17 protein-coding genes and 2 pseudogenes are annotated in these 24,183 nt (G+C 40.5%); 13 read left to right on the plus strand and 6 right to left on the minus strand.

The features are described from left to right. Positions 1 to 28: 28 nt before the first annotated feature. The 9 genes from ntrB to NCWK1_RS27260 all read left to right on the plus strand — a co-directional run bounded on the left by ntrB (position 29) and on the right by NCWK1_RS27260 (position 11,699). The gene (gene ntrB, locus NCWK1_RS27220) at positions 29 to 868 is read left to right on the plus strand and encodes a nitrate ABC transporter permease (protein WP_103126848.1); all 840 of its coding nucleotides are present in this window, start codon (positions 29 to 31) and stop codon (positions 866 to 868) included. 121 nt (positions 869 to 989) lie between these two features. Then, positions 990 to 2,978, plus strand: coding sequence for an ABC transporter ATP-binding/substrate-binding protein (locus NCWK1_RS27225; RefSeq protein WP_103126849.1), 1,989 nt, complete (start codon positions 990 to 992; stop codon positions 2,976 to 2,978). Positions 2,979 to 3,068: 90 nt separating this feature from the next. After that, positions 3,069 to 3,896, plus strand: coding sequence for a nitrate ABC transporter ATP-binding protein (locus NCWK1_RS27230; RefSeq protein ID WP_096574847.1), 828 nt, complete (start codon positions 3,069 to 3,071; stop codon positions 3,894 to 3,896). Between the two features lie 164 nt (positions 3,897 to 4,060). After that, complete coding sequence (locus tag NCWK1_RS27235; protein ID WP_096574845.1) at positions 4,061 to 5,560, plus strand: NarK family nitrate/nitrite MFS transporter; 1,500 nt, start codon at positions 4,061 to 4,063, stop codon at positions 5,558 to 5,560. 193 nt (positions 5,561 to 5,753) lie between these two features. Beyond that, a complete protein-coding gene (locus NCWK1_RS27240) occupies positions 5,754 to 7,961 on the plus strand; it encodes a molybdopterin oxidoreductase family protein (RefSeq protein ID WP_103126850.1) in 2,208 nt (735 codons plus the stop codon). 142 nt (positions 7,962 to 8,103) lie between these two features. After that, the gene (locus tag NCWK1_RS27245) at positions 8,104 to 8,562 is read left to right on the plus strand and encodes a phosphate-starvation-inducible PsiE family protein (RefSeq protein ID WP_096574841.1); all 459 of its coding nucleotides are present in this window, start codon (positions 8,104 to 8,106) and stop codon (positions 8,560 to 8,562) included. 227 nt (positions 8,563 to 8,789) lie between these two features. Beyond that, the gene (locus tag NCWK1_RS27250) at positions 8,790 to 9,242 is read left to right on the plus strand and encodes a nitrate reductase associated protein (RefSeq protein ID WP_096574839.1); all 453 of its coding nucleotides are present in this window, start codon (positions 8,790 to 8,792) and stop codon (positions 9,240 to 9,242) included. A 70-nt stretch (positions 9,243 to 9,312) separates the two neighbouring features. Next, a complete protein-coding gene (locus NCWK1_RS27255; RefSeq protein ID WP_096574837.1) occupies positions 9,313 to 9,912 on the plus strand; it encodes a DJ-1/PfpI family protein in 600 nt (199 codons plus the stop codon). A gap of 407 nt (positions 9,913 to 10,319) precedes the next feature. Further along, positions 10,320 to 11,699, plus strand: a complete 1,380-nt coding sequence (locus tag NCWK1_RS27260) for a PrsW family glutamic-type intramembrane protease (protein ID WP_103126851.1) — start codon at positions 10,320 to 10,322, stop codon at positions 11,697 to 11,699. A gap of 324 nt (positions 11,700 to 12,023) precedes the next feature. Here the strand turns inward: NCWK1_RS27260 and NCWK1_RS27265 are convergent, their stop codons facing one another. From NCWK1_RS27265 to ndhM, 4 genes are all read right to left on the minus strand, one after another. After that, positions 12,024 to 12,668, minus strand: coding sequence for a hypothetical protein (locus tag NCWK1_RS27265; RefSeq protein ID WP_103126852.1), 645 nt, complete (start codon positions 12,666 to 12,668; stop codon positions 12,024 to 12,026). 172 nt (positions 12,669 to 12,840) lie between these two features. After that, complete coding sequence (locus tag NCWK1_RS27270) at positions 12,841 to 14,418, minus strand: CHAT domain-containing protein (RefSeq protein WP_103126853.1); 1,578 nt, start codon at positions 14,416 to 14,418, stop codon at positions 12,841 to 12,843. Positions 14,419 to 14,586: 168 nt separating this feature from the next. Continuing rightward, the gene (locus NCWK1_RS27275; protein ID WP_103126854.1) at positions 14,587 to 16,791 is read right to left on the minus strand and encodes a PP2C family protein-serine/threonine phosphatase; all 2,205 of its coding nucleotides are present in this window, start codon (positions 16,789 to 16,791) and stop codon (positions 14,587 to 14,589) included. Positions 16,792 to 17,859: 1,068 nt separating this feature from the next. Next, positions 17,860 to 18,216: an NAD(P)H-quinone oxidoreductase subunit M gene (gene ndhM, locus NCWK1_RS27280; RefSeq protein WP_096574827.1), complete on the minus strand. Its 357-nt coding sequence runs from the start codon at positions 18,214 to 18,216 to the stop codon at positions 17,860 to 17,862. Positions 18,217 to 19,141: 925 nt separating this feature from the next. On the opposite strand from ndhM, the gene NCWK1_RS27285 reads away from it, so the two are divergent. Together NCWK1_RS27285 and NCWK1_RS30645 are read left to right on the plus strand one after the other, a co-directional pair. Beyond that, a complete protein-coding gene (locus NCWK1_RS27285) occupies positions 19,142 to 19,423 on the plus strand; it encodes an Npun_R1517 family heterocyst differentiation transcriptional regulator (protein ID WP_015113073.1) in 282 nt (93 codons plus the stop codon). A 724-nt stretch (positions 19,424 to 20,147) separates the two neighbouring features. Continuing rightward, positions 20,148 to 20,345: a helix-turn-helix domain-containing protein gene (locus NCWK1_RS30645; protein WP_096574825.1), complete on the plus strand. Its 198-nt coding sequence runs from the start codon at positions 20,148 to 20,150 to the stop codon at positions 20,343 to 20,345. Positions 20,346 to 20,564: 219 nt separating this feature from the next. Here the strand turns inward: NCWK1_RS30645 and NCWK1_RS27295 are convergent. Next, positions 20,565 to 22,058: pseudogene (locus tag NCWK1_RS27295) on the minus strand (ISNCY family transposase). 165 nt (positions 22,059 to 22,223) lie between these two features. On the opposite strand from NCWK1_RS27295, the pseudogene NCWK1_RS27300 reads away from it, so the two are divergent. Both NCWK1_RS27300 and NCWK1_RS27305 read left to right on the plus strand, forming a co-directional pair. After that, positions 22,224 to 22,722, plus strand: a pseudogene (locus NCWK1_RS27300) (transposase); the annotation flags it as partial. Continuing rightward, the gene (locus NCWK1_RS27305) at positions 22,714 to 22,887 is read left to right on the plus strand and encodes a hypothetical protein (RefSeq protein WP_222838821.1); all 174 of its coding nucleotides are present in this window, start codon (positions 22,714 to 22,716) and stop codon (positions 22,885 to 22,887) included. The pseudogene NCWK1_RS27300 and the gene NCWK1_RS27305, both read left to right, overlap by 9 nt. Positions 22,888 to 23,026: 139 nt before the next feature. On the opposite strand, the gene NCWK1_RS27310 is transcribed toward NCWK1_RS27305, so the two are convergent. After that, entirely contained in the window at positions 23,027 to 23,722 is a 696-nt protein-coding gene (locus tag NCWK1_RS27310; protein ID WP_096584658.1) for a response regulator transcription factor, read from the minus strand. Between the last annotated feature and the right edge of the window lie 461 nt (positions 23,723 to 24,183).

Below are 24,183 nucleotides of genomic sequence, written 5' to 3' on the forward strand. Positions count from 1 at the left end.
CACTGTATTACCACGGAATTATAATAAAATGGCAGCTGTTATTGGAAATCGCACCTTCAGAAAAAATCCCCAAAAGGCGATTAATAAATTTATTACTCAAAAAGTTATCCCGCCTTTGGTTGCATTAGCTATCTTTCTAATTATTTGGCAATTACTTTGTTTGAACCCTGGCTTTAAATTACCTGGGCCAATAGAAACATTTACTGAAACTTTTGACCCTTTTATTATTCATCCATTTTTTGACAATGGTGAAAGTGATAAGGGTTTGGGTTGGCAAATTCTCAGCAGTTTAGGAAGGGTTGGTTTAGGTTTTTCATTAGCAACGGTTGTCGGTATCACATTAGGAATTTTAATTGGTGCTAATCAATTTGTATACAATGCGGTAGACCCCATATTTCAAGTATTGCGAACTGTACCGCCGTTGGCATGGCTACCAATTTCTTTGGCTGCATTTCAACAAGCTAATCCTTCAGCAATTTTCGTAATTTTTATTACTTCGATTTGGCCGATTATTATTAATACAACTGTTGGAGTGCAGCAAATTCCCCAAGATTATGTGAATGTTGCAAGAGTTTTAAAATTAAGAGGCGCAAAGTATTTCTTTAAGATTGTGTTTCCGGCGACTGTGCCTTATATTTTTACAGGTTTACGGATTGGGATTGGATTGTCTTGGTTGGCAATTGTTGCGGCGGAAATGTTAGTTGGGGGTGTAGGTATTGGTTCGTTTATTTGGGATGCTTACAACACGACAACTGAAACTAATTTGAGTGAGATTATTTTGGCATTAATCTATGTTGGTTTAGTTGGATTAATGTTGGATAGATTGGTGGGTTTTATTGCTAGTAAGATGGTGGCAGAACAGAAGTAGTCAACAGTTAATATTCTCTATTAAACGAACCGCAAAGGGCGCGAAGAGCGCAAAGAGAGAAAGGAAGTGCAAGTTTATAGAGAACGAGTATTAAAGACAAATGACAAAGGACAAATGACCAATGACTACTACTTTTGTTGAAGTTGACCACGTTGATAGAATATTTGACTTACCTAATGGTGGTAAATATATTGCTCTGAAGAATATTGAGTTAAAAATCCGCCAAGGTGAATTTGTTTCTTTAATTGGACATTCTGGTTGCGGGAAGTCTACTTTACTTAATATTATTGCTGGTTTAGATAGAGCCAGTATTGGCGGTGTGACGTTGGAAGGTAAGGAGATTAGAGAACCTAGTCCCGACAGGATGGTGGTGTTTCAAAATTACTCGTTGCTTCCCTGGTTAACGGTGCGGGAAAATATCGCTTTGGCTGTGGATGAGGTTTATCAAAATAAGTCTAAAAGCGATCGCACCCACATCATCGAAGAACATATCGATATGGTGGGCTTGCGTTTGGCAGCTAAGAAACGTCCCAGTGAGTTATCTGGTGGGATGAAACAACGAGTTGCGATCGCTCGTGCTTTGGCTATTCGTCCGAAGTTGTTATTGTTAGATGAACCGTTTGGTGCTTTAGATGCGCTCACACGGGGGAGTTTGCAAGAACAATTAATGAAAATCTGCAACGAGTATAATGTTACCTGCGTGATGGTAACTCATGATGTAGATGAAGCATTATTGTTGAGCGATCGCATCGTTATGCTCACCAATGGCCCAGAAGCGCACATTGGTCAAATTCTCGAAGTACCAATTCCTCGCCCCCGTCAACGTTTGGAAGTAGTAAATCATCCCAGTTATTACAATCTGCGGAATGAGATGATTTACTTCCTCAACCAGCAAAAGCAATCCAAGAAACGCAAAGCGCAGCAAACAGCCGCATCTGTGGCGGTATCTCCAAGAGGTTTAGAAAAACTCAATCTCGAAATTGGCTTTCTACCTTTAACTGATTCTGCACCTTTAATCGTGGCTCAAGAAAAAGGTTTCTTTGCCCAATATGGTTTAGAAGTCACCCTCAGCCGTGCAAGCAATTGGAATGAAATCGCCAAAGGCGTAGCGACAGGCAAATTAGATGCAGCCCAGATGGTTGCAGGAATGCCTTTAGCACTAACTTTAGGCGCAGGTGGTAAAACACCAATTCCTGTTGTCAATGCGCTGAATCTTTCCCGGAATGCTAACGCTATCACCTTAAGCAAAAGATTGTATAGCGAAGGTGTAAGAAATCTAGGCGATCTCAAAGCTGCGATTAACGCTACTCCCGACCAAATTTTGACCTTGGGAGTTGTGCATCCCACATCCATGCAGAACTTAATTCTGCGTTATTGGTTAGCGGCTGGTGGTATCGATCCTGATAGAGATGTGAGTTTAACTGCGATCGCACCCACAGAAATGGTGGCTCAACTCAAAGCCGGAACCATTGACGGCTACTGTGCAGGCGAACCTTGGAGCCACATGGCCGTTCATGATGATGTAGGATTCATCGCAGCCACCGCCTTAGAAATTTGGTCAGGACAGCCCAAAAAAGTCTTAGGTGTGCGCGAAGACTGGGCGCAGCAGTATCCAGAAACCTATCTAGCTCTCGTCAAAGCCCTGTTAGAAGCTTGCAAATACTGTGATGACCTCCGCAACCGCGAAGAAATCCTTGACTTAATTTGCCGCCCTGAATACCTCAATATCAATCCTGCATACGTCCGCCCAGGCTTCACCGATCCCTACGATCGCGGCGATGGTACCCAACCCCAATCACTCACAGCCTACAACCAGTTTTACCTCAACAAAACCAACTATCCCAACCGCACCGAAATCTTATGGATGGTAACTCAACTATCACGCTGGGGCTTAACACCCTTCCCCAAAAACTGGGTAGAAGTTATCGAAAGAGTCTGCCGTGCAGACATCTTTGGTGCAGCCGCCCGTGACCTCGGCTTACTTGATACCGGATACGACGACCCAATTCACCTATTCGACGGTAAAGTTTTTAACTCTTCAGACCCCCTAGAATACCTCAAAAGCCTAGAAATCAAACGAGACATCCGTATAGAAGAAGTCTTTATTTAATCATTCGTCCTTTGTAACTCTCTCATCTCCCTCAAACTCTCCGCGCCTCTCCGCCTCTGCGTGAGTAAATAATAAATTCAGAAAAATATCATGCAATTAGTAAATAAAACTCTCAAACAACCACAAACCAAAGCAGACAATTTCCTCGTCATCGAAGGCGTAAGCAAAATTTACGCCACCCCTGAAGGCCCCTACACCGTCCTCGATGGCATCGACCTCAAAGTTCGTGAAGGCGAATTTGTCTGCTTAATTGGTCACTCTGGCTGCGGTAAATCCACCCTCCTCAACATGATTTCCGGGTTCAACACACCCACCGATGGCGTTGTTATGCTGCAAGACCAACCCATCACCGAACCAGGCCCAGACCGGATGATGGTATTTCAAAACTATTGCTTACTGCCTTGGCTGAGTGTATTTGAGAACGTTTATTTAGCTGTCGATTCCGTATTTCCCAAAAAGCCCCAAGCCGAAAAACGCGCCATTGTTAGAGAACACTTAGCAATGGTGGGACTCACCGAAGCCGCAGACAAGAAACCAAGTCAAATTTCCGGCGGGATGAAACAGCGAGTTGCGATCGCACGCGCCCTTTCTATCCGTCCCAAAGTCTTGATTCTAGATGAACCCTTCGGTGCATTAGACGCAATCACCAAAGAAGAATTGCAAGAAGAATTACTCCAAATCTGGAGTGACCATCAAGTTACCGTGCTGATGATTACTCACGATATTGATGAGGCGTTGTTTCTCGCCGACAGAGTGGTGATGATGACAAATGGCCCAGCTGCTCAAATCGGTGAAGTTTTAGAGATTCCCTTCGGCCGTCCCCGCAACCGTCGCCGCATTATGGAAGACCCTGAATACTACAACTTGCGGAACTACGCTTTAGATTTCCTTTATCGTCGGTTTGCTCATGAAGAGTAGTCAATAGTGTCAAGAGTCAATGGTCAATAGTCAATAGTCTATGACTTACTTATAAACCCTCTCAAACTCTAATTTCTTTGTGTCCTTTGCGTCCTTTGCGGTTCGTTTTTCTTTTGTAACTCTACTCCCCAACGCCCCACTCCCCTAAAATCAGGAAGATTGGAATGTTAAAAAATTTATTTTCATTCAGGGATCGTTATCGCATCTTACATCAGACTTGGTTTGCATTTTTTCTCACCTTTGTCTGTTGGTTTAACTTTGCTCCTTTTGCTACCACGATTGGCAAGGAACTAAGTTTAGCACCTGAGCAAATTAAAACTTTAGGAATCTGTAACTTAGCCTTAACGATTCCAGCGCGGCTAATCATTGGGATGCTGTTAGACCGTTTTGGCCCCAGGATTACTTATTCGATATTGTTGGTATTTGCTGCTGTTCCCTGTTTAGCGACGGCGTTATCTCAGGACTTTAACCAATTAGTCATCAGCCGTTTATTGATGGGAATTGTCGGTTCCGGGTTTGTCGTCGGTATCCGCATGGTAGCTGAATGGTTCCCACCGAAAGAGATGGGAAGCGCGCAGGGTATTTATGGCGGTTGGGGAAATTTTGGGGCTTTTGGTGCAGAGTTTGCCTTACCGATGCTTGCTATTGCTACTAGCTTCTTGGCTGGTGGTGGGTCTAACTGGCGGTTGGCGATCGCTCTTACTGGTATCATTGCCGCTATCTATGGCGTAATTTACTTTAATACCGTTCAAGATACGCCTACTGGCAAAGTCTACAAGCGACCTAAGAAAAATGGTGCTTTAGAAGTTACCAGCGTCAAAAGTTTCTGGGCAATGATAGTCTCAAATTTTGGTTTGATATTTGCCCTTGGTTTATTAGCTTGGCGGTTAGAACAAAAAAATATTCACTTTTTGACTCTGAGCCAAATGTATTTAGTTTGGTTAGTATTAGCTGGATTATTTGCTTACCAAACCTACAAAGCTTACGAAGTTAACAAAGAACTATTAACTGGCAAGAAAACTTACGCTCCCGCACAACGTTATAACTTCAGCCAAGTTGCAATACTCGAATTTACTTATGTAACTAACTTTGGTTCAGAATTAGCAGCTGTTTCCATGCTGCCAGCTTTCTTTGAAAAAACCTTTGCTTTAGAACACGTAGTTGCAGCGATGATTGCGGCAACTTATCCATTTTTAAACTTAGTTTCTCGTCCTAGCGGTGGCGTAATTTCTGATAAATTTGGTTCTCGCAAATGGACAATGACCATTATTTCTGCTGGCATTGCAGTTGGCTATTTGATGGCACATTTTATTAATGCTAACTGGCCAATTGGGCTGGCGATCGCCGTAACTATGTTTTGTGCATACTTTGCCCAAGCTGGCTGCGGTGCAACTTACGGTATTGTCCCCCTCATCAAAAAAGAAGCCACCGGACAAATTGCAGGTAACGTCGGAGCTTACGGTAATTTTGGCGGCGTAGTTTACCTGACAATTTACAGCTTAACCGATGCACCAACCCTATTTTCCACAATGGGTATAGCAGCAATGATTTGTGCTTTTATGTGTGCTTTCTTCCTCAAAGAACCACAAGGCTCTTTTGCAGGTGCGCCGGAAGAATCACCAGAATCTTCAAATCAACAATCAACAATTTTAGCTGAAGAATAACTCTGGAAAATCAAGGATGAAATTAGCTACTAATTAATTTCATCCTTATTCGTTCACCTACATCTGTGTACATCAGCGGTTAATCATTAATTTCTATTACTAAATTACCAAAATTATTTTTATAAAAAACCACAGATGAACACAGATGAATTATCTGTGTCTAGCCTCTAAAAATCAACAGTGGTGTAGCTACATGAGTGAATTTACTAAAACTCTTTGTCCTTATTGTGGTGTTGGCTGTGGTTTAGAAGTTTCGCCGCCAGCGCAACTTAATAAAGCCACTAATCGAGATAGTCAGGGAAATCCGACTTGGCGGGTAAGAGGCGATAAATCGCACCCATCAAGTCAGGGTATGGTTTGTGTTAAAGGCGCAACGATCGCAGAATCTTTAGATAAAAATAGATTACATTACCCAATGGTGCGGGAGTCTTTAGATCAAGAGTTCCGCCAAGTTAGTTGGGATGAAGCTTTTGATCTCATCACCAACCGCATTCAAACTGTGCGCTTCACCCAAGGGACAGAAGCGATATGTATGTATGGTTCTGGTCAATTTCAAACCGAAGACTATTACACAGCCCAAAAACTTTTAAAAGGTTGTTTAGGAACTAACAATTTTGATGCAAATTCACGCTTATGTATGTCCAGTGCGGTTGCTGGATATATTCAAAGTTTTGGTGCTGATGGCCCGCCCTGCTGTTACGAAGATTTAGAGTTAACTGATTGTGCATTTTTAATTGGTACTAACACAGCAGAATGTCATCCCATCATTTTTAACCGACTGGAAAAATACCATAGAAAAAATCGCAAAATGAAAATGGTTGTGGTTGATCCTCGTCGCACACCCACCGCCGAAGCTGCGGATTTACACTTAGCAATTCGTCCCGGTACAGATATTGATTTGTTAAATGGTATCGCCCATTTATTAATGCGTTGGAACTACATTGACACAATGTTTATCGATGACTGTACCAGCAATTTTTCGGCATACGCAGAAGTTATTCGCCACTATCCGCCAGAAGTAGCAGCGCGTCAATGCGGTATCAGTATTGAAGATTTAGAAACAGCCGCCCGTTATTGGGGTCAATCACAACGGGTGCTGTCTTTGTGGTCGATGGGTGTCAACCAATCAAGTGAAGGTACAGCCAAGGTTAGAACTATTATTAACCTGCACTTGATGACTGGACAAATCGGTAAGCCAGGGGCGGGGCCGTTTTCGTTAACAGGTCAACCGAATGCTATGGGAGGTAGAGAAACCGGAGGTTTATCACATTTATTACCCGGTTATCGCTTGGTGAAAAATGACCAGCATCGCGCCGAAGTAGAAGATTTTTGGAGACTGAAGCGGGGACAAATTTCTCCTACCCCTGGTTTGACTGCTTGGGATATGATTACAGGCTTGGAAACTGGCGATGTGGGTTTACTTTGGATTGCAGCTACTAACCCAGCTGTAAGTATGCCAGATTTGGAACGGACTAAAAAAGCGTTATTGCGATCGCCTTTCACAATTTATCAAGACGCATACTATCCCACAGAAACCGCCGCTTATGCCCATGTGTTGTTACCTGCTGCCCAGTGGGGTGAGAAAACTGGCGTAATGACCAATTCTGAACGCCGGGTAACTCTGTGTCAAGCATTCCGTCAACCGCCAAGAGAAGCCAAAGCCGATTGGGAAATTTTCGCGGAAGTCGGACGAAGGTTAGGTTTTGGCGATAAGTTTAACTTTGCTAATTCTGCCGAAGTTTACGCCGAGTTTGCCCAGCTAACTCAAAATCGCCCTTGCGATATGTCGGGTCTTAGTCATGAAAAATTACAGAAACAAGGGCCAACGCATTGGCCGCATCCAAAAGTGGGGAGTAATGAATTTCCCTATTCTCCGCTTCCTAATGCCTCAAAACGCCTGTACACAGATTTACGCTTTCACACCCCTGATGGACGGGCGCGGTTCGGCGCATATTACTCTAAAGGTTTAGCTGAACCACCAGACCCCGATTATCCTTTTGTGTTAACCACAGGAAGGCTTTACGGACATTGGCACACGCAAACGCGTACTGGCCGCATCGAAAAAATTCGCTCGATGCACCCCGAACCGTTTATTGAAATTCATCCCCGCGATGCGGCTAGGTTAGGAATTACCGATAATCAAGTGATAGAAGTACGATCGCGGCGTGGTCAAGCTCATTTTCCTGCAAAAGTGACTAAGGCGATCGCACCTGGTACTGTATTTGTCCCCATGCACTGGGGCGCACTCTGGGCAAATGATGCTGAAGCTAACGCCCTCACCCATCCCGAATCTTGTCCAGATTCTCTGCAACCAGAATTAAAAGCTTGTGCAGTCCAACTAGTGCCAATTTCTATAGAAGTTACAAGCAAAAATTATCAACTCCAGTCGTCGCAATGGTGATCTGCTTGGTATATCCTTAAACAAGAAATTGGTAATTAAGAATTATACTTAGTAATTCAATCAATAGACATTAGTCAATGATGATAATTTGAAACACTCATCATTACCAATTTATTGTTGAACTAAAACCAGGATGCACCAGATGAAAAAATTATTCAAAAACATCTTCGGAGTATTTACCGATGAAGGCTTCATGCACGTTATCGAAAACGTCGAGGTTATAGTTTCTAAGGTTTTATCTGTGTTAATGGTGCTAGTAATATTAGTAGCGATCGGAGATTTAGGTGCTTTTTTGATTAAAGAGTTATTTGATACTCCTTATGGAAAATTCAATACAACATTATTTAAAATATTTGGCTTGTTCTTAAATATTCTAATTGCTTTAGAAATCCTCGAAAATATCACAGCTTACCTACGCAAACACGTATTCCAAGTAGAATTAGTTATTGTAACTTCTTTAATTGCTGTCGCTCGTAAAATCATTATTCTTGACTTAGAAAAAGTCACAGGAATTGATATAATCGGCTTAGGTATAGCAATTTTAGCTTTATCTATCAGCTATTTAATAATTCGTTCTAGTAATTCCCATAAATCCCACTAACTTCTATCTCATAAATGAGATGTTTATATTTTAATAAATGTTTTTATAATATTATAAATAGTGATTTGTGTTCACTATAGGACTCATATTTGATTTCTCAAAAAACCTCAGTACACTTTTCTTCCTTCTTATCTGTTTCCTTTTCCCTGTTAAGAGTTCCCTTCCTACGCAAATTATTGCAGGAATCAAAGCGGATTCCTATAGTATGTTTTAAAATTACCTAAAGTATGACAACCTTTTTTGAATTTGAAGCAGATTTTGTCACTTCTCTGCGTTGTATACCTATGCAGGTGAGATATAAATTAGATACTTGTGGTATCAAACTCAAGCTATCAGATTGGTTGCAGATGACTCAAGATGAGCGTGAAGCTTTATTTGAACTGCCTTGCACCACACAAACAGAAATTGAAACTTATAAAGAATATCTCCAGCAACTAATTTTAGAAAGGACAGGTACACCTGTGGCACAACTACCTGTAGATCCTTATCCTGTGTGGATGGACTCTAGTAATTTGCCAGTTACTTTGCAAGAAAAAGCCCAAGAACTAGGCGTAAACTTAACCTTAGAACAATGGGCGGCTTTAACTCCCCTACAGCGATTTGCATTGATTAAACTCAGCCGTCCCAGCCACGAAAATAAAAATTTTCCTAATGCCATAGCAGAATTTCATTTGCTTTAATTTTAGTCAATGGTCAATATTCAAGCTTCAATAGACTATTGATCCAAAACTAAAAACTGAGGATAACAACATGGCAGCTAAGAAAATCTTAATGCTTGTGGGCGATTTTGTGGAAGATTATGAAGTGATGGTTCCTTTCCAAGCTTTGCAAATGGTAGGACACACTGTTCATGCTGTTTGTCCCAACAAAAAAGCAGGTGATAAGGTAAGAACCGCTATTCACGATTTTGAAGGAGACCAAACCTATAGTGAAAAACCTGGTCACAACTTTACTTTGAATGCGACTTTTACCGAGGTAGATGTTAACACATACGATGCGCTTGTAATACCCGGAGGCCGCGCACCAGAATACATACGCTTAAATCAACAGGTGCTAGAAATTACTCGTCACTTTGCTCAAACAAATAAACCTATTGCGGCCATTTGTCATGGCTTGCAGTTATTAGCTGCTGCTGATGTACTGCAAGGTAAAAGTTGTACAGCCTATCCAGCTTGTAGTCCAGATGTGCGTGCTGCTGGTGGTATTTATGTACAAATCCCAGTTGATGAAGCCGTAGTAGATGGAAATCTCGTAACAGCACCAGCTTGGCCTGCACATTCTCGTTGGTTAGCAGAATTTCTGAAAGTACTGGGTACTAAGGTCGAACATCCAGAAGTGGCAAAAGTTTAAGAATGAAAGCAAAAATTAGTTAAGCCTTATACTTTAAAAAGTATAAGGTTTCTTATTCTTTTTTTGGATAGCTAATTTTATATTTTCTCCATCACTCAAGATGTGGCAAATACTACTAAAAATTCCAGAAATTACCGTACATTTTTTGCCTGTAGGCTTTTCAAAACATCATATTTATGTATTAAGAAAAATATTTCTTAGCAAATAGGCACATAAGACACTCCAATTAGCCATAATGCTTGTCAATATTGAGTTAGATAATTTTAAATTTTGTATGAGAAAATTTTGAATTTGTTAGCAGAGACTAAAGCTATAGTGGATTTAGCAATTCTGCTGTTGGTATGGCTAAGGTTCAGTCATCCTGCCAGAATATTTGATGAATTAGTTTGGGAAGACACTCTAACTCGATGACAGGCAAAAACGCAAGACATAACGCTTTTCTGCGGCTGGTGTCTGGTAATACAGCAGCTTTTGGTTCAGAATCTCGTTACGCACTACATGCAAGTAAAGAGATGGTAATTGGACGTGACCCCAGCTGTCAGATTGTCTTGGATGCCATGACATATCGAATGGTATCTCGTCGTCATGCTGCGGTTCGTCCTCTATCTTCGTCTCCAGATAATAAATTTACTTGGGTAATTTGTGATTTAAATAGTGCGAATGGTACTTATCTCAATGGTGAACGTTTTTATGGGTGCCAAGAATTACAATCAGGCGATCGCATTGCTTTAGGTAGTGATGGCCCACAATTTATTTTTGAGTATGACTTAATACCTCAACCGACAATGATGACGAAACAAAACGCATCATTGCCTTCAGCCGCTAACTACCAGAATCACACCCAAATCAAGCAGCCTGATTCAGTTAGCTTTACACAACTTTTTCCGATTATTTCTACTGGTAAGGATTTAACAAGTAAAGCTTACCTTGTCCCAGGAATACTCACAGTAGTTTTTGTTGTGCTAATGTTTGCGACTGTTGGTAGACCCCAGGCTAACCAAGTCATTGTCGCCAGTTATATTGCCTTTGTTGTTTACTACTTTGTTTATCAATTGTGTGGTAAGCAAAAGCCTTGGTGGGTACTGGTTGGTACAGCGCTGACAACAGCATTAATTTTACTGAGTCCTGTCTTAGAATTATTTATCTTTGTGTTTCGCGGCGTTCTGCCAGGTAATTTACCTTCACCCCAAGATTCTACTACATTGACTGAGTTGCTAGTACGAATGTTCTTTGGTGCAGGGTTGATGGAAGAATTGCTTAAGGCCTTACCTGTACTGGGAGCTTTTGTGATTGGCAGACAATTGCCTTCACCTTGGCGAGAACGCATAGGTGTGTGGGAACCTCTAGATGGCATTCTCCTAGGAACAGCTTCAGCTTTGGGGTTTACTCTGTTAGAAACTCTTGGACAGTATGTACCAGATATCACACAAAATGTTAGTCAACAGGTAGGTATTGGTGCGGCTGGCCAATTAGCCGGCTTACAATTGCTGATTCCTCGCGTTTTAGGCTCTGTTGCTGGTCACATGGCTTATAGTGGCTACTTGGGATATTTTATCGGTTTGGCTGTTCTCAAACCGAGTCAGAGTTGGCAAATTCTCTCGATTGGTTATCTAAGCGCATCCGCACTCCACGCTTTATGGAACGCAACAGGTTCTATTAATGCTTTGTTGTTAGTAATTGTTGGGGTTTTATCTTACGCTGTTTTGATGGCGGCAATTTTAAAGGCAAGGGCATTGTCACCAACGCGATCGCAAAATTTCGCTACTCGCTTTCTCGGCCCCAAATAAATCTCAGATAAAATTATCAACTAAAGGGTAGAAGTAGCAAATTTACTTTCTGCCCACCTTTTCCTGTGATTATGAAACTAGGTTTTTTGAACTCAAAGATTGTTTCTATCTCAAGATAGATTGCTTCGCTATAAAAATTGCTTTAACTTAAAAATACTCTAAGTATCTTCTATCTAAAGAAAGATATACCCATCTAAGGATAGATTAGGATAAAGACTAATCATTTATTGATATCAGCAATACAAATGCTACCTGAGAGAAAATCCAGTGGCTCTGGCGATTTCATCTCAGCCCATAATTTAGACAGTCAAAGCAAATTTATATTTAAGCTTCATTTTCCAATTTGTCTAGCTGTCTGAGAGCATAATAGGCGATCGCCACACTAACTTTAGCTTGCTCCATTTCTGATAAAGTCGCCCAATCCCGATTTTTAATTTTATTCATAACTGATGCTAGGTTTTGCTGTTCACTACTACGCATCGCATAGGCATAAGGACGAGCGAAAACTGCTAGATCGTCTGTTTCCCATGTAGGCAATACTGTTTGAACACACTGCACTAACTGTTCATTGATTGATTGCTGCACGGCTGCTACTTCTGTAGCTTTCTGAGCGATCGCCTTTAGCCACCCTTTTGGTACTCCAGTCGCAAAAGTATGTAAAGTTTCACAAAGACTGTCTAAAATGCTGGCATTTGTATTACAGTTGTAATCACCACAATTTGCCGCTTGAGACCATAAATTATCTAAATTTCCGTAAAAAGATTGCGCTCTAGTATTGAGTTCTTCCTCCAAAACATCCTGCATAGCAAACTGCTTTTCTAATTCATCAAAATATGTCTCTGCTTGATCATCAGCAGGATTCCAAGGATAAGCTGCATCTTCGGGTTGGAGCAGTAGTTCGAGGAACTCTAATTCCACTTGAGTTACCGAGGATGAGAGATTGTGGGAATTGTTGATTTTTTTAATCATTTTTCGACTCCTGATGAATTATTTCGCAGTACTGACTGCTACAAGTTGTAAATTACAATTTCCGCAAAAATTAAACTGATTTTATTTAGCAATTGAATCAGAAAAATTATGTCAGAGCCAGCATAAGGCAGGAAGTATACAATTCACTGCAATTTTTATCCTGAAAGAATGCTTAATTTTCAATAACAAACTCCCAAGTTTCATTGCTAGAATTCCCAAACTTTAACTTGCTACCAGATTGTAAAGGTACTTCCTCCCGAAGGATTTGTTGCCAACCATTAGAGCTTAAACACCAAGTTGTGCCGTAAGTTGAGAGATCTTGTAAATAATAAGTTTGTACTGGAGTAGTGCCAGCAAAAGTATTTCGGCATAAAATTTCGGCATGACGCTTAGAAACTGATGGTTCGGGAATTACAATATCATTGTCTTGAGTACGACCAATGCGCGTTACACCTGCTCGCAAAAACCAAGTTCTACCTCCTGGGGCAAGCGATCGCAAACAAGCTTTAGAAGTAGCAATATTTATATTGACAATTGAAATATCTGGTAACTCTGTAATTCCCTCATCAATGCTTTTAACAAGTTCGCCATTGAAATCTGGATGTAAATACAGAACTGGTAAAGTCCAAGCCGGTTGGTTGAACTTATACAGTGTTAACATTTCTTGTCGTGCTTCCGCCACAGCTTCATCAATTGGCTTGCGCGATCGCAAAGCTGCCGCAAAAGCTTTAATAAAACTGTGACTTTCATGGTCAGCAATTACATCTCGCATTCCCAAAACTGCTGGTACACCATGACGAATTAGTACTTCCGCTAAACTACTGGCGGGAATTGCTTGGTGATTAACTGCTGCTGGTTGCGCTCCCCAACAAGCGTTAAAAACAGCTAATTTTAGTCCACTCCGAGTTAATACTTGCGCTAATTCTATGCCATTGAGTGTCTTGCTAGGACGTAAAAACAACAGTCCTCCATCTGGGCCAGGCAATCCATGACCAGCGTAAAAAAAGACATTGTAAGCCTTAGTTTCTAATTCTTGAATCAACTCTTGTGGCGTTGGTTGAATCAGCGTTTTCACCATACAAGGAGCAAATCCTGAGTAATTATAGTTTATTTGCGGTTTATTCTCCAGAATTTGTTGCAAAATAATTGCTTCTTGTTCGAGTTGCAAGTTTTCATCATGACCTAAAACCAGCAAGATATTTATAGCCTGATCCGTGCGTAAGAATGGCAAAGGTTCAACTTCACTTGTGGTGCGGCTAAACAGCAAATCTTGGGCGAGAGAAATTGCTGATTGTCCGGGTTGGCGCTGCATAATTTCCCAAGGCAAAGCGATCAAATCTGGGTCACGAATTTCTAGTTGAAAGCGCAAACGTGTATTCTGTCCCATCGCCATTCCACAACTGCGTTCGAGACTATTGAGAATTGGCCCATCAAATACCCAACGCCACAAATATAGCCCTAAGTATTGCATTAGACGACCACCGTAACCAGGCATGTGACCAGAATTTGTCGAACCTAAGTTAAACGAGAGAGGGTTTGCAGGTTGTGGTGCTGTGTTGGCTGTAACATTTAAACCGCTGTGTCCAGCAAACATTTGCTGCCACTCTTGCCAAATTTGATTTAGTTCTGAAGGCCATACACAGTCACGCAGAACATAGCCACTAGGATAGGGGGCTTTGACCACCCAAATGGCAAAGCTATCTGTGCCAGTATTGATGAGACGGGCGATCGCTAAGTTCAGGGATGGCATGGGTTCTTTAAATTAAAAGGTAGAAACCAAGGACTTGCGATAACAATTTTCCATGAGGAAAACTTTTTGCCTGGAAGTTTTAAATCTGGTTATTAAATGTATTATTCCAGGCTTCTACAAGTTTATCGAGTATTGGTCGCATTTTCACTGATATTATTTTCCTGGACTTTAGCGAGACGCAGGAGTTTCACTATCTGGGGGTTGGGATAAATTATCACAACTGCTAGTGTCGGTTGATTTTAATACCGTGATGCCTGGACGTTGGAGTTGAGCTAAGGTGACACGTAGTGGTTTGTCAGGTTGAGGAGATAAAGTATTTTCAGAAGGGCAAAGCCGCAATTTAATCACAGATTCCTGAGCATTGGGTGTATCTCCCGGTTCGACTTCAACCACTTGGAGAAAACTACCAGCTTCTAACTTCTGATCATCCAAAGTAATTGCTTGGCTATTAGTAATTACCCAACCCGAAGCAAGGTTATTGAGCGATCGCGCATTTGTGGCAGCAGGAGTTGGCTGTAAAGTAGGGCTAGAATCTGTCGTTAATAACGGTGATGACATAAACAGTCCACGCACCAGCAGCCCTAAAGAACCTGCGGCGATCGCGATAATCATTGGCACAATTAAATGGAGTGGTAGTTGCTGAAAAGAACTAGGCTTATTTTTAGGAATTAAAGTTTTTTGCTCTGAAATGTCTTCTAGTAAGGTAGGTTGCAGCGGCTTAGGTGTAACTTTGGCGGTTGTGATGGTAGGAGGCTGAACAATAACTGCTTTGAGAGTTAGCTCTGGCTCAACATACTGAACTTGATAATGAACTAAAGCGATCGTCACATTATCATGGCCATTTTTGGTGTTAGCAATTTCCAGTAATTTGTCAGCCACTGTTACTAAATCTGTTTCTTCGGTCAAAATTGGTAAAATTTCTGTTTCCCAATATTCTTCCACACGGTCAAAATCACTTAAACCATCAGATGTCAACAGAAAAACAGCATCCTCATCTAGAATAAACCTCTGTGCTGTTGGATGTAACGCTGCACTGGAACTCATTCCTAATGCTTGAACCAAAGAACCAGATCCACTCTGTTGCACAGCCTCACGATAAATGGCATATCCCAAACGTACTTCCCTAGAAGCAACATCATCATCAAGGGTGACTTGGTAGCAAGCATCCCGTGTAATCCAATAAGCGCGACTATCCCCAACATGGGTAATGTACATTTCATGGGCCACTGGCAATGCCATTACCAAGGTTGTACCCATACGTTTTCTACCCTGACGATTTTCACTGTCATTGCGTTGGCTGATTTTATCATTGGCAACTGCCACAGCTTGCTCTAGGTCTGCCAGCAACAGTGATGGTTCTATATGGTTAGAAGGAACTTTTGTGAGTTGTTGTACTTGCTGTTGAATTGTTTCAATTGCTAAATTAGATGCGACATTACCGCCTTCGTGTCCACCAATTCCGTCACAGACAATAGCCAAGGCTGTAGCTTGTGGAGGTTTACTCAACAGTGTGCCACTGGGTGGGTAACAGGCATCTTCGTTGCGTTGTCGTTTAGGGCCTGTATCAGTTTTAGTGATAATCTTAATTTTTGGCGATTGCAATTCCCCTAATTCTGCTAATCCGCGGTCTAAAACTGAGATTAGTACTTCAGGTGAATTGATTTCTCCTTGAATCAGATAACTGCTCACTTGGTTAACAAATTCTGCGATCGCTGGTTTGGTATCTGGCAATAACTGCTGCCAAAAATCGCCTAAATGTGATAACTTTGGTGCTGTTGAGGTATCAGAACGTAATTCTAATAAGCGGACTAAAGACCCTTCTACTCTTAATATGTGCGTATCAATTAAGCTAGAAGCAACACCTTCACTGACCAAGGGTTGCCACAGATGAGCTAATTGCCATAGCCAGTTCATTTGACGCATGGATGTAGCTGTGCGCCAAGCAGTAGTTAACTGGGGACATAACCTTAATTGTGAGTCTGTTGTTGGTTCTGTTAATAACGGCGGTTTTTCTAAAAGTAAAATTTCTTTGTGAGAGCGTCCATCCTTTAGAGACAGCACACCATACACCTGCGGTATATGCAAGCTGTAGGGGATTAGTCTTAAATAAGCTCTGATAGTTTGTACTTTTTCTGTTTCTAATCCTTGAGGGAGTAATCCAGGCTTAGTATCTAAAACCACAGATTTATTTAGGACTAAATAGCGATCGGCTAATATTTCTCCAGGACTACCCACATTTAGAACATCACCCACAACCCAGAGATATCGTTTGGGTAAGGGTGTAGAACATCGTTGGCAAAACTTATGAGTCAGGGGATTAGCCGCCTGACAAAGTTCATTTGGGCAGTAGAGGGTTGCCGCATCATTTTCCATAGTGTTCGCACTGATTAGCGATTGGCAATTTCTTCAAAAGCATAGGCAGTGAGCAGTAACTAGGCTGCTCTTAATTTCTGCAAACAGACGCATCCAACTGGGGATCATGATTCTAGCTGGGAAATACCAGTCAATGCTAATACTTGGTTTAGGAAATTTATGCAAATATCACACTCCTTGGCCAATTCTACAGCCTCATCATAACTTTTATTGTTCTAGGACTTTCCGTTGCCATAACAACTAACTTTAAACCCTGTCAACAAAGCTTAACCTTAACTTATGTGTAATTGGTTGCTGTCAGTCAATTAGAGCATTAGAAAGCGACACATAATACAGATAGATATTTCTTTAGTTTATAGATCAATATAGTTTAGTTAGAGTGAAAAACATCCAACTTTACGCATTGAACTGAGTTATAAACCTCAATTTAAACCAAGCTGACGTGCTTTACTGAACTATATTGGGTGAGCAGTTACAAAGTTTAAATTAAATTTATTTAAGAATTAAAAAGTTAGTTATCAAAATAGCTAACTTGCAGTTATCACTCTGCTAGAGCAAGGATCAAATCTCTAGGGGTTGTAAATTTTTGTTCATTGAGATCAATCAGCAAGTTCTTGTAGCTGGCTTGTAAAGGCCAAAAATTATGCTTCCTTCTAAAAATATGCAAGAGAAGCTGAGATCAAGCATTTGAGCCAAATTATTAGATAGAAGGTATTTATTTTATATCAGGCAATATATTTCAATATTACTAAAACGTGAAAATATTAATTTTTTGCTTGGTGATTGCCAAATAATTGACTGAATAATATATGTAGTAATCAAAACTGCGTCAGATCTTAGACAGAAAAAAAGTAATATCACTTACCATACTTCAAAATAGCAGGGACAACCTCATTTCTCTAAATAGTTAGGAGTGATGTATATTATCACTCCTAACTCATCACTATTGAATAAACAGACCAATGCACAGACAAAAGTTGAGTTTACAACTTCTGTTTAGACTGCTGAGTTATGGGGAGTACCCGCAATTTCTGATTTGTACTTCTGTGCTTCCTGTACATTTTGCTACTACTTCTCATCTAAGGCAACTTGTGGAACTCCCATACTGTAGTTGGTAACACGAGCAGACAGATTGTAGCTGATTTCGCCTTTTTGCAGGAGCGATCGCAAATAATGCTCCAAATCTGAACCAATGCGACGTAAGTTGTAGTCTGTCAGGTCTGCACCACTAGAAGATTCGACCAATTCGTCAAACTTACGATAAATCTTCTGTAGAGCATCTTCATTCCAATTAAATTCGTTGTCTGGGTCAACATCCAACGTTAAAACTTGATTACTGGGAACTAATTCGCCATCCCGGTCAATTTCTGCCGCAAAAATGCGGATATGCCGGGTTGTGGACTTGAGCAGCATTGGATTGTCCATAGAATGGTGTAAGGTTTAAGTTGATTACACTGAAATTATTGTAGACGGTTGCCCAGTCATTAAATCTGCTCTATCCATAAGCTTTCATTAATTAGTCAGTCGTTAATTATTATTCTCCTTCTGCACCTGCCTCTTTCTAAATTAAATTTGGCTGAAACTCTTTGGTGTAAACGCAGGGAATACTCCAAAACTTGTTTTTGTGCAGATTAATAATTTAACCGATCTACCGATATACATATATTGCTTCAAATGTTTATTTTTTATTTTTATACCTAAATTTTTACTTGATTATTTGACTGCTGGAGGTTAACCCCAGCAGTTTCCGTTTGTTTAATACACAAAATTGAGACTTCTTAATGCAGATAAATTCTCTGTTTTGTACTTAATCTTAAGCTGTAAAGTGCTGTATATTTTTCTACTAAAAAGCAATTTTTTACTCTTAATATATTTATTCATCAAAGTCTCCTGAAGTTGTTGATGAAAAAAACTAACATCAAGTGTTTTTACGTAATTATGGTGAAGCTTCCTCTACGTTTAATTAAATTGAAAAAAGACAGCAGATTTACTTACGTATAATTACTAAAAACTCAGTAACAACTCGAACTGTTATTGACGTTAAGATAAAGTTGATGTAAAAACCTTTAAAAAGGTAGAACAACTTCTTACAGAAACTTTATTGTATGGAATCTTAAAAAATGAATAATAGTGATGGCTTACCTAAACTACTTCTGTCAGAAGAAGATCACAACTTAAGCCGTGAAAGACTAGCTAAAAAAACACAGGAGATAGAAATGAAATCCATAGCGGGATAAATTGAAAAAATTCTTAATTTCAGCACTATGGATTCAAAAAAAATATAAAGGATGTTCGTTAAAGATTATTGTCCCTACCCAGATGACCACCAAGTAAAGAAATCTACAAAACTATGAACTCGAAAGCATTACCACGCCAAATAAATAATATTGAAGTAGGTGTTTATGAGTGCGAAATACATCTCAAATTTAGATTGATTGAGGAAAAGAGCCTCTTGGGCGATCGGGAACAATTGTTGCAGGTACTACTAGACGCTTTGACTGAAGGGTCTGATGACTTTTTAGAGACGTTACAAGCTTCTGTTAAGGCTCAGGAGGTCTCGGAATTTAAAGCCTCACCGCAAATGCGTCGCCAACTAATGCGGTTACGCAATGCTGTTGATAATACTCAATAGTAGGCATAGCAACGGTAATTTTTGAAGTTTGCTCATTACCTATGCTATGCCATAGCATTATTAAGCTGTTTTCTTAACCTCACTACGAAGCTGCAAGCTTAAATTTATGTTGCTCTGGTAAAAACTTCATCAATTATCTCTGTTAGCGTTGCTCCTTATGCACCAAGGGTATATTTTGGTAGCTAACCAAATACATTGATGTTTTTGTTTTCAAAGCAGGTTACAGTTTATAAAGTTTTATCTACCAGTATGATTTTTCTAACCAGGGTGTTGCTTTGTGAGGAAAAAGCATTGAACATTGATCATTTTTGTTAATTACTGGAATAATTCAAATATCTGGCAAATATTTATTGATAGCTAATGTATTTGAGCAATTTTAGTTTGAAGCATAACCGAAATTCTGAGTTTTAATGATCTAGCAAAAGAATTTTTGATACAGCATCGGAAGTAGTTAGGTCAGTGTCTGCCAACAATCAATAAAAAAGCTAGGCGTTAGAAGCTTAGAGTTGAGTATTTTTACTCAGCATCCGTAATTTAGTATTCTATGCTTTCAAGTCAGCCCTTTGCTTATAATCAGTGTTTATGGTGGCATCGCGCTTAAGCTTGGTTTTATTGCGCTTTCTAGCTTCTTAATAAACATCCTCTTAAATAAAACAGGGCGAAAAACCCAAACTATGTAAAGATAGTCAAATACGTATAATCCATCTACCACAGTAACAGTGAAATGGGTAGCCGTTTAAGGGTATTTCTGACTCCAAAACAAGACAAAACTCTTTTCAACTTGAGAACGGCAGATGTACCACAGAAAGTAAAAGACAGAGCAGAAGCCATAAGATTGAGCGCACACGGTTGGTACGTAGAGAAAATACCATCTCATTTTGGTTGGACGGCGCAAACGGTTAGAGAAGTGTTGCATAGATGAGAGAAGTTAGGTTTAGAGGGACGGTGGGAAAAACCAGGGCGGGGAGGAAAATCAAGGTAGGTGGAAGCTGACATGGTTTTTTGGAAGAATGTTTAGAGCAAGAACCACGTACATATAACAGCCTTCAATTAGCCCAAAAATTAGAAAAAGAACGCTCAGTAAAATTGAGTCCTGACTGGTTAAGGCAGGTACTAAAAAAAACTAGAAGAGCAAAGTTTGCTAGAGAAGTAACGTCTCAAGAGTATCCAAGAAAGCTTCAGGATTTCGACGGAATCGAAGTTGTTGAATGCGATGAAGTTGATGTTGGCGTAAATCAGAGCGTAATTGTTGCCAATTCTGTACGCAAAAGAGAGCCAAATCCTGGGCTGTAAAACAATGAAGTGCAGTAGCAATGGCTGAAGCTAATTGAACTGTGCCTCGAATTACAATTGATGAAGCAGCGACTTTACGACCAGTACAACGACGTTGATGATGTCGTAAAACACCAAAAGCCTGTTCAAGGTCATTATTGGTTCGAGGTAAACCTTCAACCTCATAACAATGAAAAAGTCCAGACCAATAACTACGAGTAATCTTTAAGAAATGAGTAATACCAGGCTCTAAAGTATCTGCTTTACCTTTCTGATGTGACATGGAATCGAGTAAAGATTGAAAACTTTGTTTGACTTCAATTGCATCAAGGCCAGTTTCGTTGTTCAGAATCTCTGCGGCTTGATAAATCCAGTTATAAGCAACAGTAATTGGAGCAAATAAAGATGCTGTTTGTTCCAGTCCTTTGGAAACAATTTGTTTGAGCTTGATTAAGGGTTTTGGTAAGCCCCTTTTTTAGCCACCCGTTCTAGACTTGCTTCAATTAAACTTAGACGTTCTTGTAGTTTTAATCCAGAAGCGTCTAGGGGTGGACGACCATCATTCGTCAAGGAGCCACGTACAGCTAAACAATATCCACGAACAACTTCAGACGTAGCTTGGTCACACTCATTAATACTACGTTCAATCTGGCGTATACCCCGAACCTGCTTTTTTAGTTCCTTCTTGGCGTGCCTATCCGCTTCATAAATCACCTTGGCTGCTTCCAATAAAAGAGTGAAAATGGCATAAGCCATGAGCTATTCCAGGTAATGCCAGTTCCACAGCTTTGCGAATTGACTGTTGTCCGTCACTTATTACCCCATCAATCTTTACATCAAGAGTATTTTTCACCTCTAATAGTAAAGCGGCCAAATCCTCATTTCTTGACGATAATAAGGTTTTTGCAAGTATTATTTCTCCTGATAAACAATCTCGAATCACCCATAGTACTTCATGCCCAACATCCGGTTGCATCCCATCAATTGCTAATATCAATCTCCCTTGTTTTTTGGCGATGGCTTTAAGTCTTGAGTGGTCACTTAACCACAGTGCGACCAATTCGTCATATCTTTCTAACAGGTAAATAACGCTTCGCTCGCTTACTTCTACACCGCGATTACGAAGTTGTTGATGAATTTGAGGTATGCTTCTGTGTTCTTGATAGCGCAACGCTCCTACCAGTGCAATCACATCTAACCCGAATTCCTGTTGTGGTAATGCCCACGAACCTTCCTGCTCTGGTCGATACTTAATTTTGTAACGCTCACAAGATCTATTTTGACAACGGCGAATTTTCAACAGTAGTTGTATCACTCCTTTAAGAGTTCTCACACGTCGCAGATTGTTGTACTCATTCCACATGGGTTTGCCGCAACTCGGACAATTCTGTTGCACGCATTCTAGTACTTCAGATGATGTCGCTTTTGGTTGAGGGCTTTTTCTTGCCATTCATGCACCACATATTCTCTGTGTTCCCTAGTTTACTTGAATATCTGACCCTCTCTAGCAAACTTTGCGCTTCTAGAAAAAAAGGGGGTCATCTGGAAGCGAACGAGAAAGAGCCACCAAGGAAAGCAAGATCCAGTAGTACAGAAAATCAAACAGGCAGACCTAGAAATGCTGGAATTGGCTGCGGCGGCTGGCGAAATAGATTTAAAGTATTTGGATGAATCAGGGTTTTGTGCTTGGAGTGAACAGAGTTACAGTTACTACTTCCGAGGTCAGCAAAAACGCTTGGAGCAGAGTAAGCGTCGAGGCCGAAGGTTAAGTATTATTGGGTTTCTTCAATCCTTAATTAGCTTTGTCTATGGTTTGGTGATTGGTGGCGTTTCACGCAAATCTTATAATATACAGAGGATGGAGCTTGAAGCAGCCGAAGCCCAACAAACAGGAAGTATCAGAGTAATTGTACAAGACAACGGCCCGATACATCGGTCTAAAGAGGTACAGCAGTTATGGTCAAAATGGGAAGAAATGGGGTTATATACCTTCATTTTTACCTAAATATTGTTCACAAATGAACCCGATTGAACTGGAGTGGCAACACCTCAAACAAGATGAACTAGCTTCTCAAAGTTTTGAGGACGAGTTAGACCTTGCGTATGCTGTGATTGATGGAGTTCAATCTAGAGCAGAGAAAGGAAACTACAGTACCCAACGTGTAAAATTTCACTCTAATTCTTCTGCTTAATTTTTGTTACATACTTATAAATTTTCTCCACGACTTACTTATACCCATGTGCTATGTGCAAGTAGTTTTACTGGAGATTCTTGAAACAGTAGTTGAGTTGTGATGCTGAACCAAAAATCTAAAAATTATGATGAAGTGTTTACTTAGCAAGACCGTGTTCTAGTGCAAAACGAACTAACTCTGTACGGCTATTTGTACCAGTTTTACTAAACAAGCGGCTCACATATTTTTCTACATTACGAACACTTGTTTCTAAGCGACGGGCAATTTCTTTATTCATCAGCCCTTCAGCAACTAAGTTTAAAACGCTTTGTTCTCTGGGGGTCAAATCAATTTTAAAGGGAGCCGGAGATTGAGCAATCGCGCTTCTTTGCGTTAATAATGCTTTGATTTGGGCAATCTGATTGGCTAGTTCAGCAATATCTGGAGTTTCATTGTCTTCGCCTGTAAAGGTAGGTTTAGCAGAACGACGAGAAAGCAAGTTTTCTACTATTGCTACTAACTCATCTGGATCAAAGGGCTTAGGTAGATACGCGTCAACACCAGCTTGATAGCCTTGAATGCGATCGCCTGTCATCCCTTTAGCAGTTAAAAAGACAACTGGTAGTGCTTGAAAGCGAGGGTCTTCCCTCAATTGCTTCAGAAACTGATAGCCATCCACTTGGGGCATCATGATATCAGAAATCACCAAATCAGGCGTGTTCTGCTCCATCAACTCCCAGCCGTCACGAGCGTTACTGGCAACTTGAACACTAAAGCCGCTTTCTTGTAAATAATCTTTCACAGCTTCTCTCAATCCTGGTTCATCATCTACCAGTAACAGTTGTGTTGACATTTAACATTTCCTTAAGTCTATCTTTTTCCAATTTAGCGAAAGTTGGCAGCCAATAGTTATTCGTGATGATCAATAGTAATTGTGAAATTTCTTCACAAACACTTATGAGATTCTGTCATAACTGAGAAAATTCCCTGTTTTGATCTGTGAGTTGGCTCTACAACACTTTCCGTCAATACATGATCAACTTAGTTAATTGCAACTCCTTTAGAAGTAAATACTTGGGGTAATGCTACAACCTTCGTTGCGTAAGTTCTGCTTTTCTATGTGGTGTGTCTTTCATATCGTATAGCAATCAAGCAACCGAAATCGCGCCAGAAGTGGTGAAGAGAGGCAATGACGGATTGAAAATTCAAGGTGTACCTTCCTGAGAGAGTATGCAAAGTGCATAGACTATTGTGAACGAGAAAGGACGTGGGGAGGGAGATTATCAGGAAGGGAAAAAGAATTGTGGGAAAGTA

This window comes from Nostoc cycadae WK-1, from assembly GCF_002897135.1.
GTDB lineage: Bacteria > Cyanobacteriota > Cyanobacteriia > Cyanobacteriales > Nostocaceae > Nostoc_B.

Excerpts from the sequence above, each read along its gene's own strand:
- ntrB (WP_103126848.1), top strand. The coding sequence starts at position 29 with ATGGCAGCTGTTATTGGAAATCGCACCTTCAGAAAAAATCCCCAAAAG.
- NCWK1_RS27225 (WP_103126849.1), top strand. The coding sequence starts at position 990 with ATGACTACTACTTTTGTTGAAGTTGACCACGTTGATAGAATATTTGAC.
- NCWK1_RS27230 (WP_096574847.1), top strand. The coding sequence starts at position 3,069 with ATGCAATTAGTAAATAAAACTCTCAAACAACCACAAACCAAAGCAGAC.
- NCWK1_RS27235 (WP_096574845.1), top strand. The coding sequence starts at position 4,061 with ATGTTAAAAAATTTATTTTCATTCAGGGATCGTTATCGCATCTTACAT.
- NCWK1_RS27240 (WP_103126850.1), top strand. The coding sequence starts at position 5,754 with ATGAGTGAATTTACTAAAACTCTTTGTCCTTATTGTGGTGTTGGCTGT.
- NCWK1_RS27245 (WP_096574841.1), top strand. The coding sequence starts at position 8,104 with ATGAAAAAATTATTCAAAAACATCTTCGGAGTATTTACCGATGAAGGC.
- NCWK1_RS27250 (WP_096574839.1), top strand. The coding sequence starts at position 8,790 with ATGACAACCTTTTTTGAATTTGAAGCAGATTTTGTCACTTCTCTGCGT.
- NCWK1_RS27255 (WP_096574837.1), top strand. The coding sequence starts at position 9,313 with ATGGCAGCTAAGAAAATCTTAATGCTTGTGGGCGATTTTGTGGAAGAT.
- NCWK1_RS27260 (WP_103126851.1), top strand. The coding sequence starts at position 10,320 with ATGACAGGCAAAAACGCAAGACATAACGCTTTTCTGCGGCTGGTGTCT.
- NCWK1_RS27265 (WP_103126852.1), bottom strand. The coding sequence starts at position 12,668 with ATGATTAAAAAAATCAACAATTCCCACAATCTCTCATCCTCGGTAACT.
- NCWK1_RS27270 (WP_103126853.1), bottom strand. The coding sequence starts at position 14,418 with ATGCCATCCCTGAACTTAGCGATCGCCCGTCTCATCAATACTGGCACA.
- NCWK1_RS27275 (WP_103126854.1), bottom strand. The coding sequence starts at position 16,791 with ATGGAAAATGATGCGGCAACCCTCTACTGCCCAAATGAACTTTGTCAG.
- ndhM (WP_096574827.1), bottom strand. The coding sequence starts at position 18,216 with ATGGACAATCCAATGCTGCTCAAGTCCACAACCCGGCATATCCGCATT.
- NCWK1_RS27285 (WP_015113073.1), top strand. The coding sequence starts at position 19,142 with ATGAACTCGAAAGCATTACCACGCCAAATAAATAATATTGAAGTAGGT.
- NCWK1_RS30645 (WP_096574825.1), top strand. The coding sequence starts at position 20,148 with ATGGGTAGCCGTTTAAGGGTATTTCTGACTCCAAAACAAGACAAAACT.
- NCWK1_RS27305 (WP_222838821.1), top strand. The coding sequence starts at position 22,714 with ATGAACCCGATTGAACTGGAGTGGCAACACCTCAAACAAGATGAACTA.
- NCWK1_RS27310 (WP_096584658.1), bottom strand. The coding sequence starts at position 23,722 with ATGTCAACACAACTGTTACTGGTAGATGATGAACCAGGATTGAGAGAA.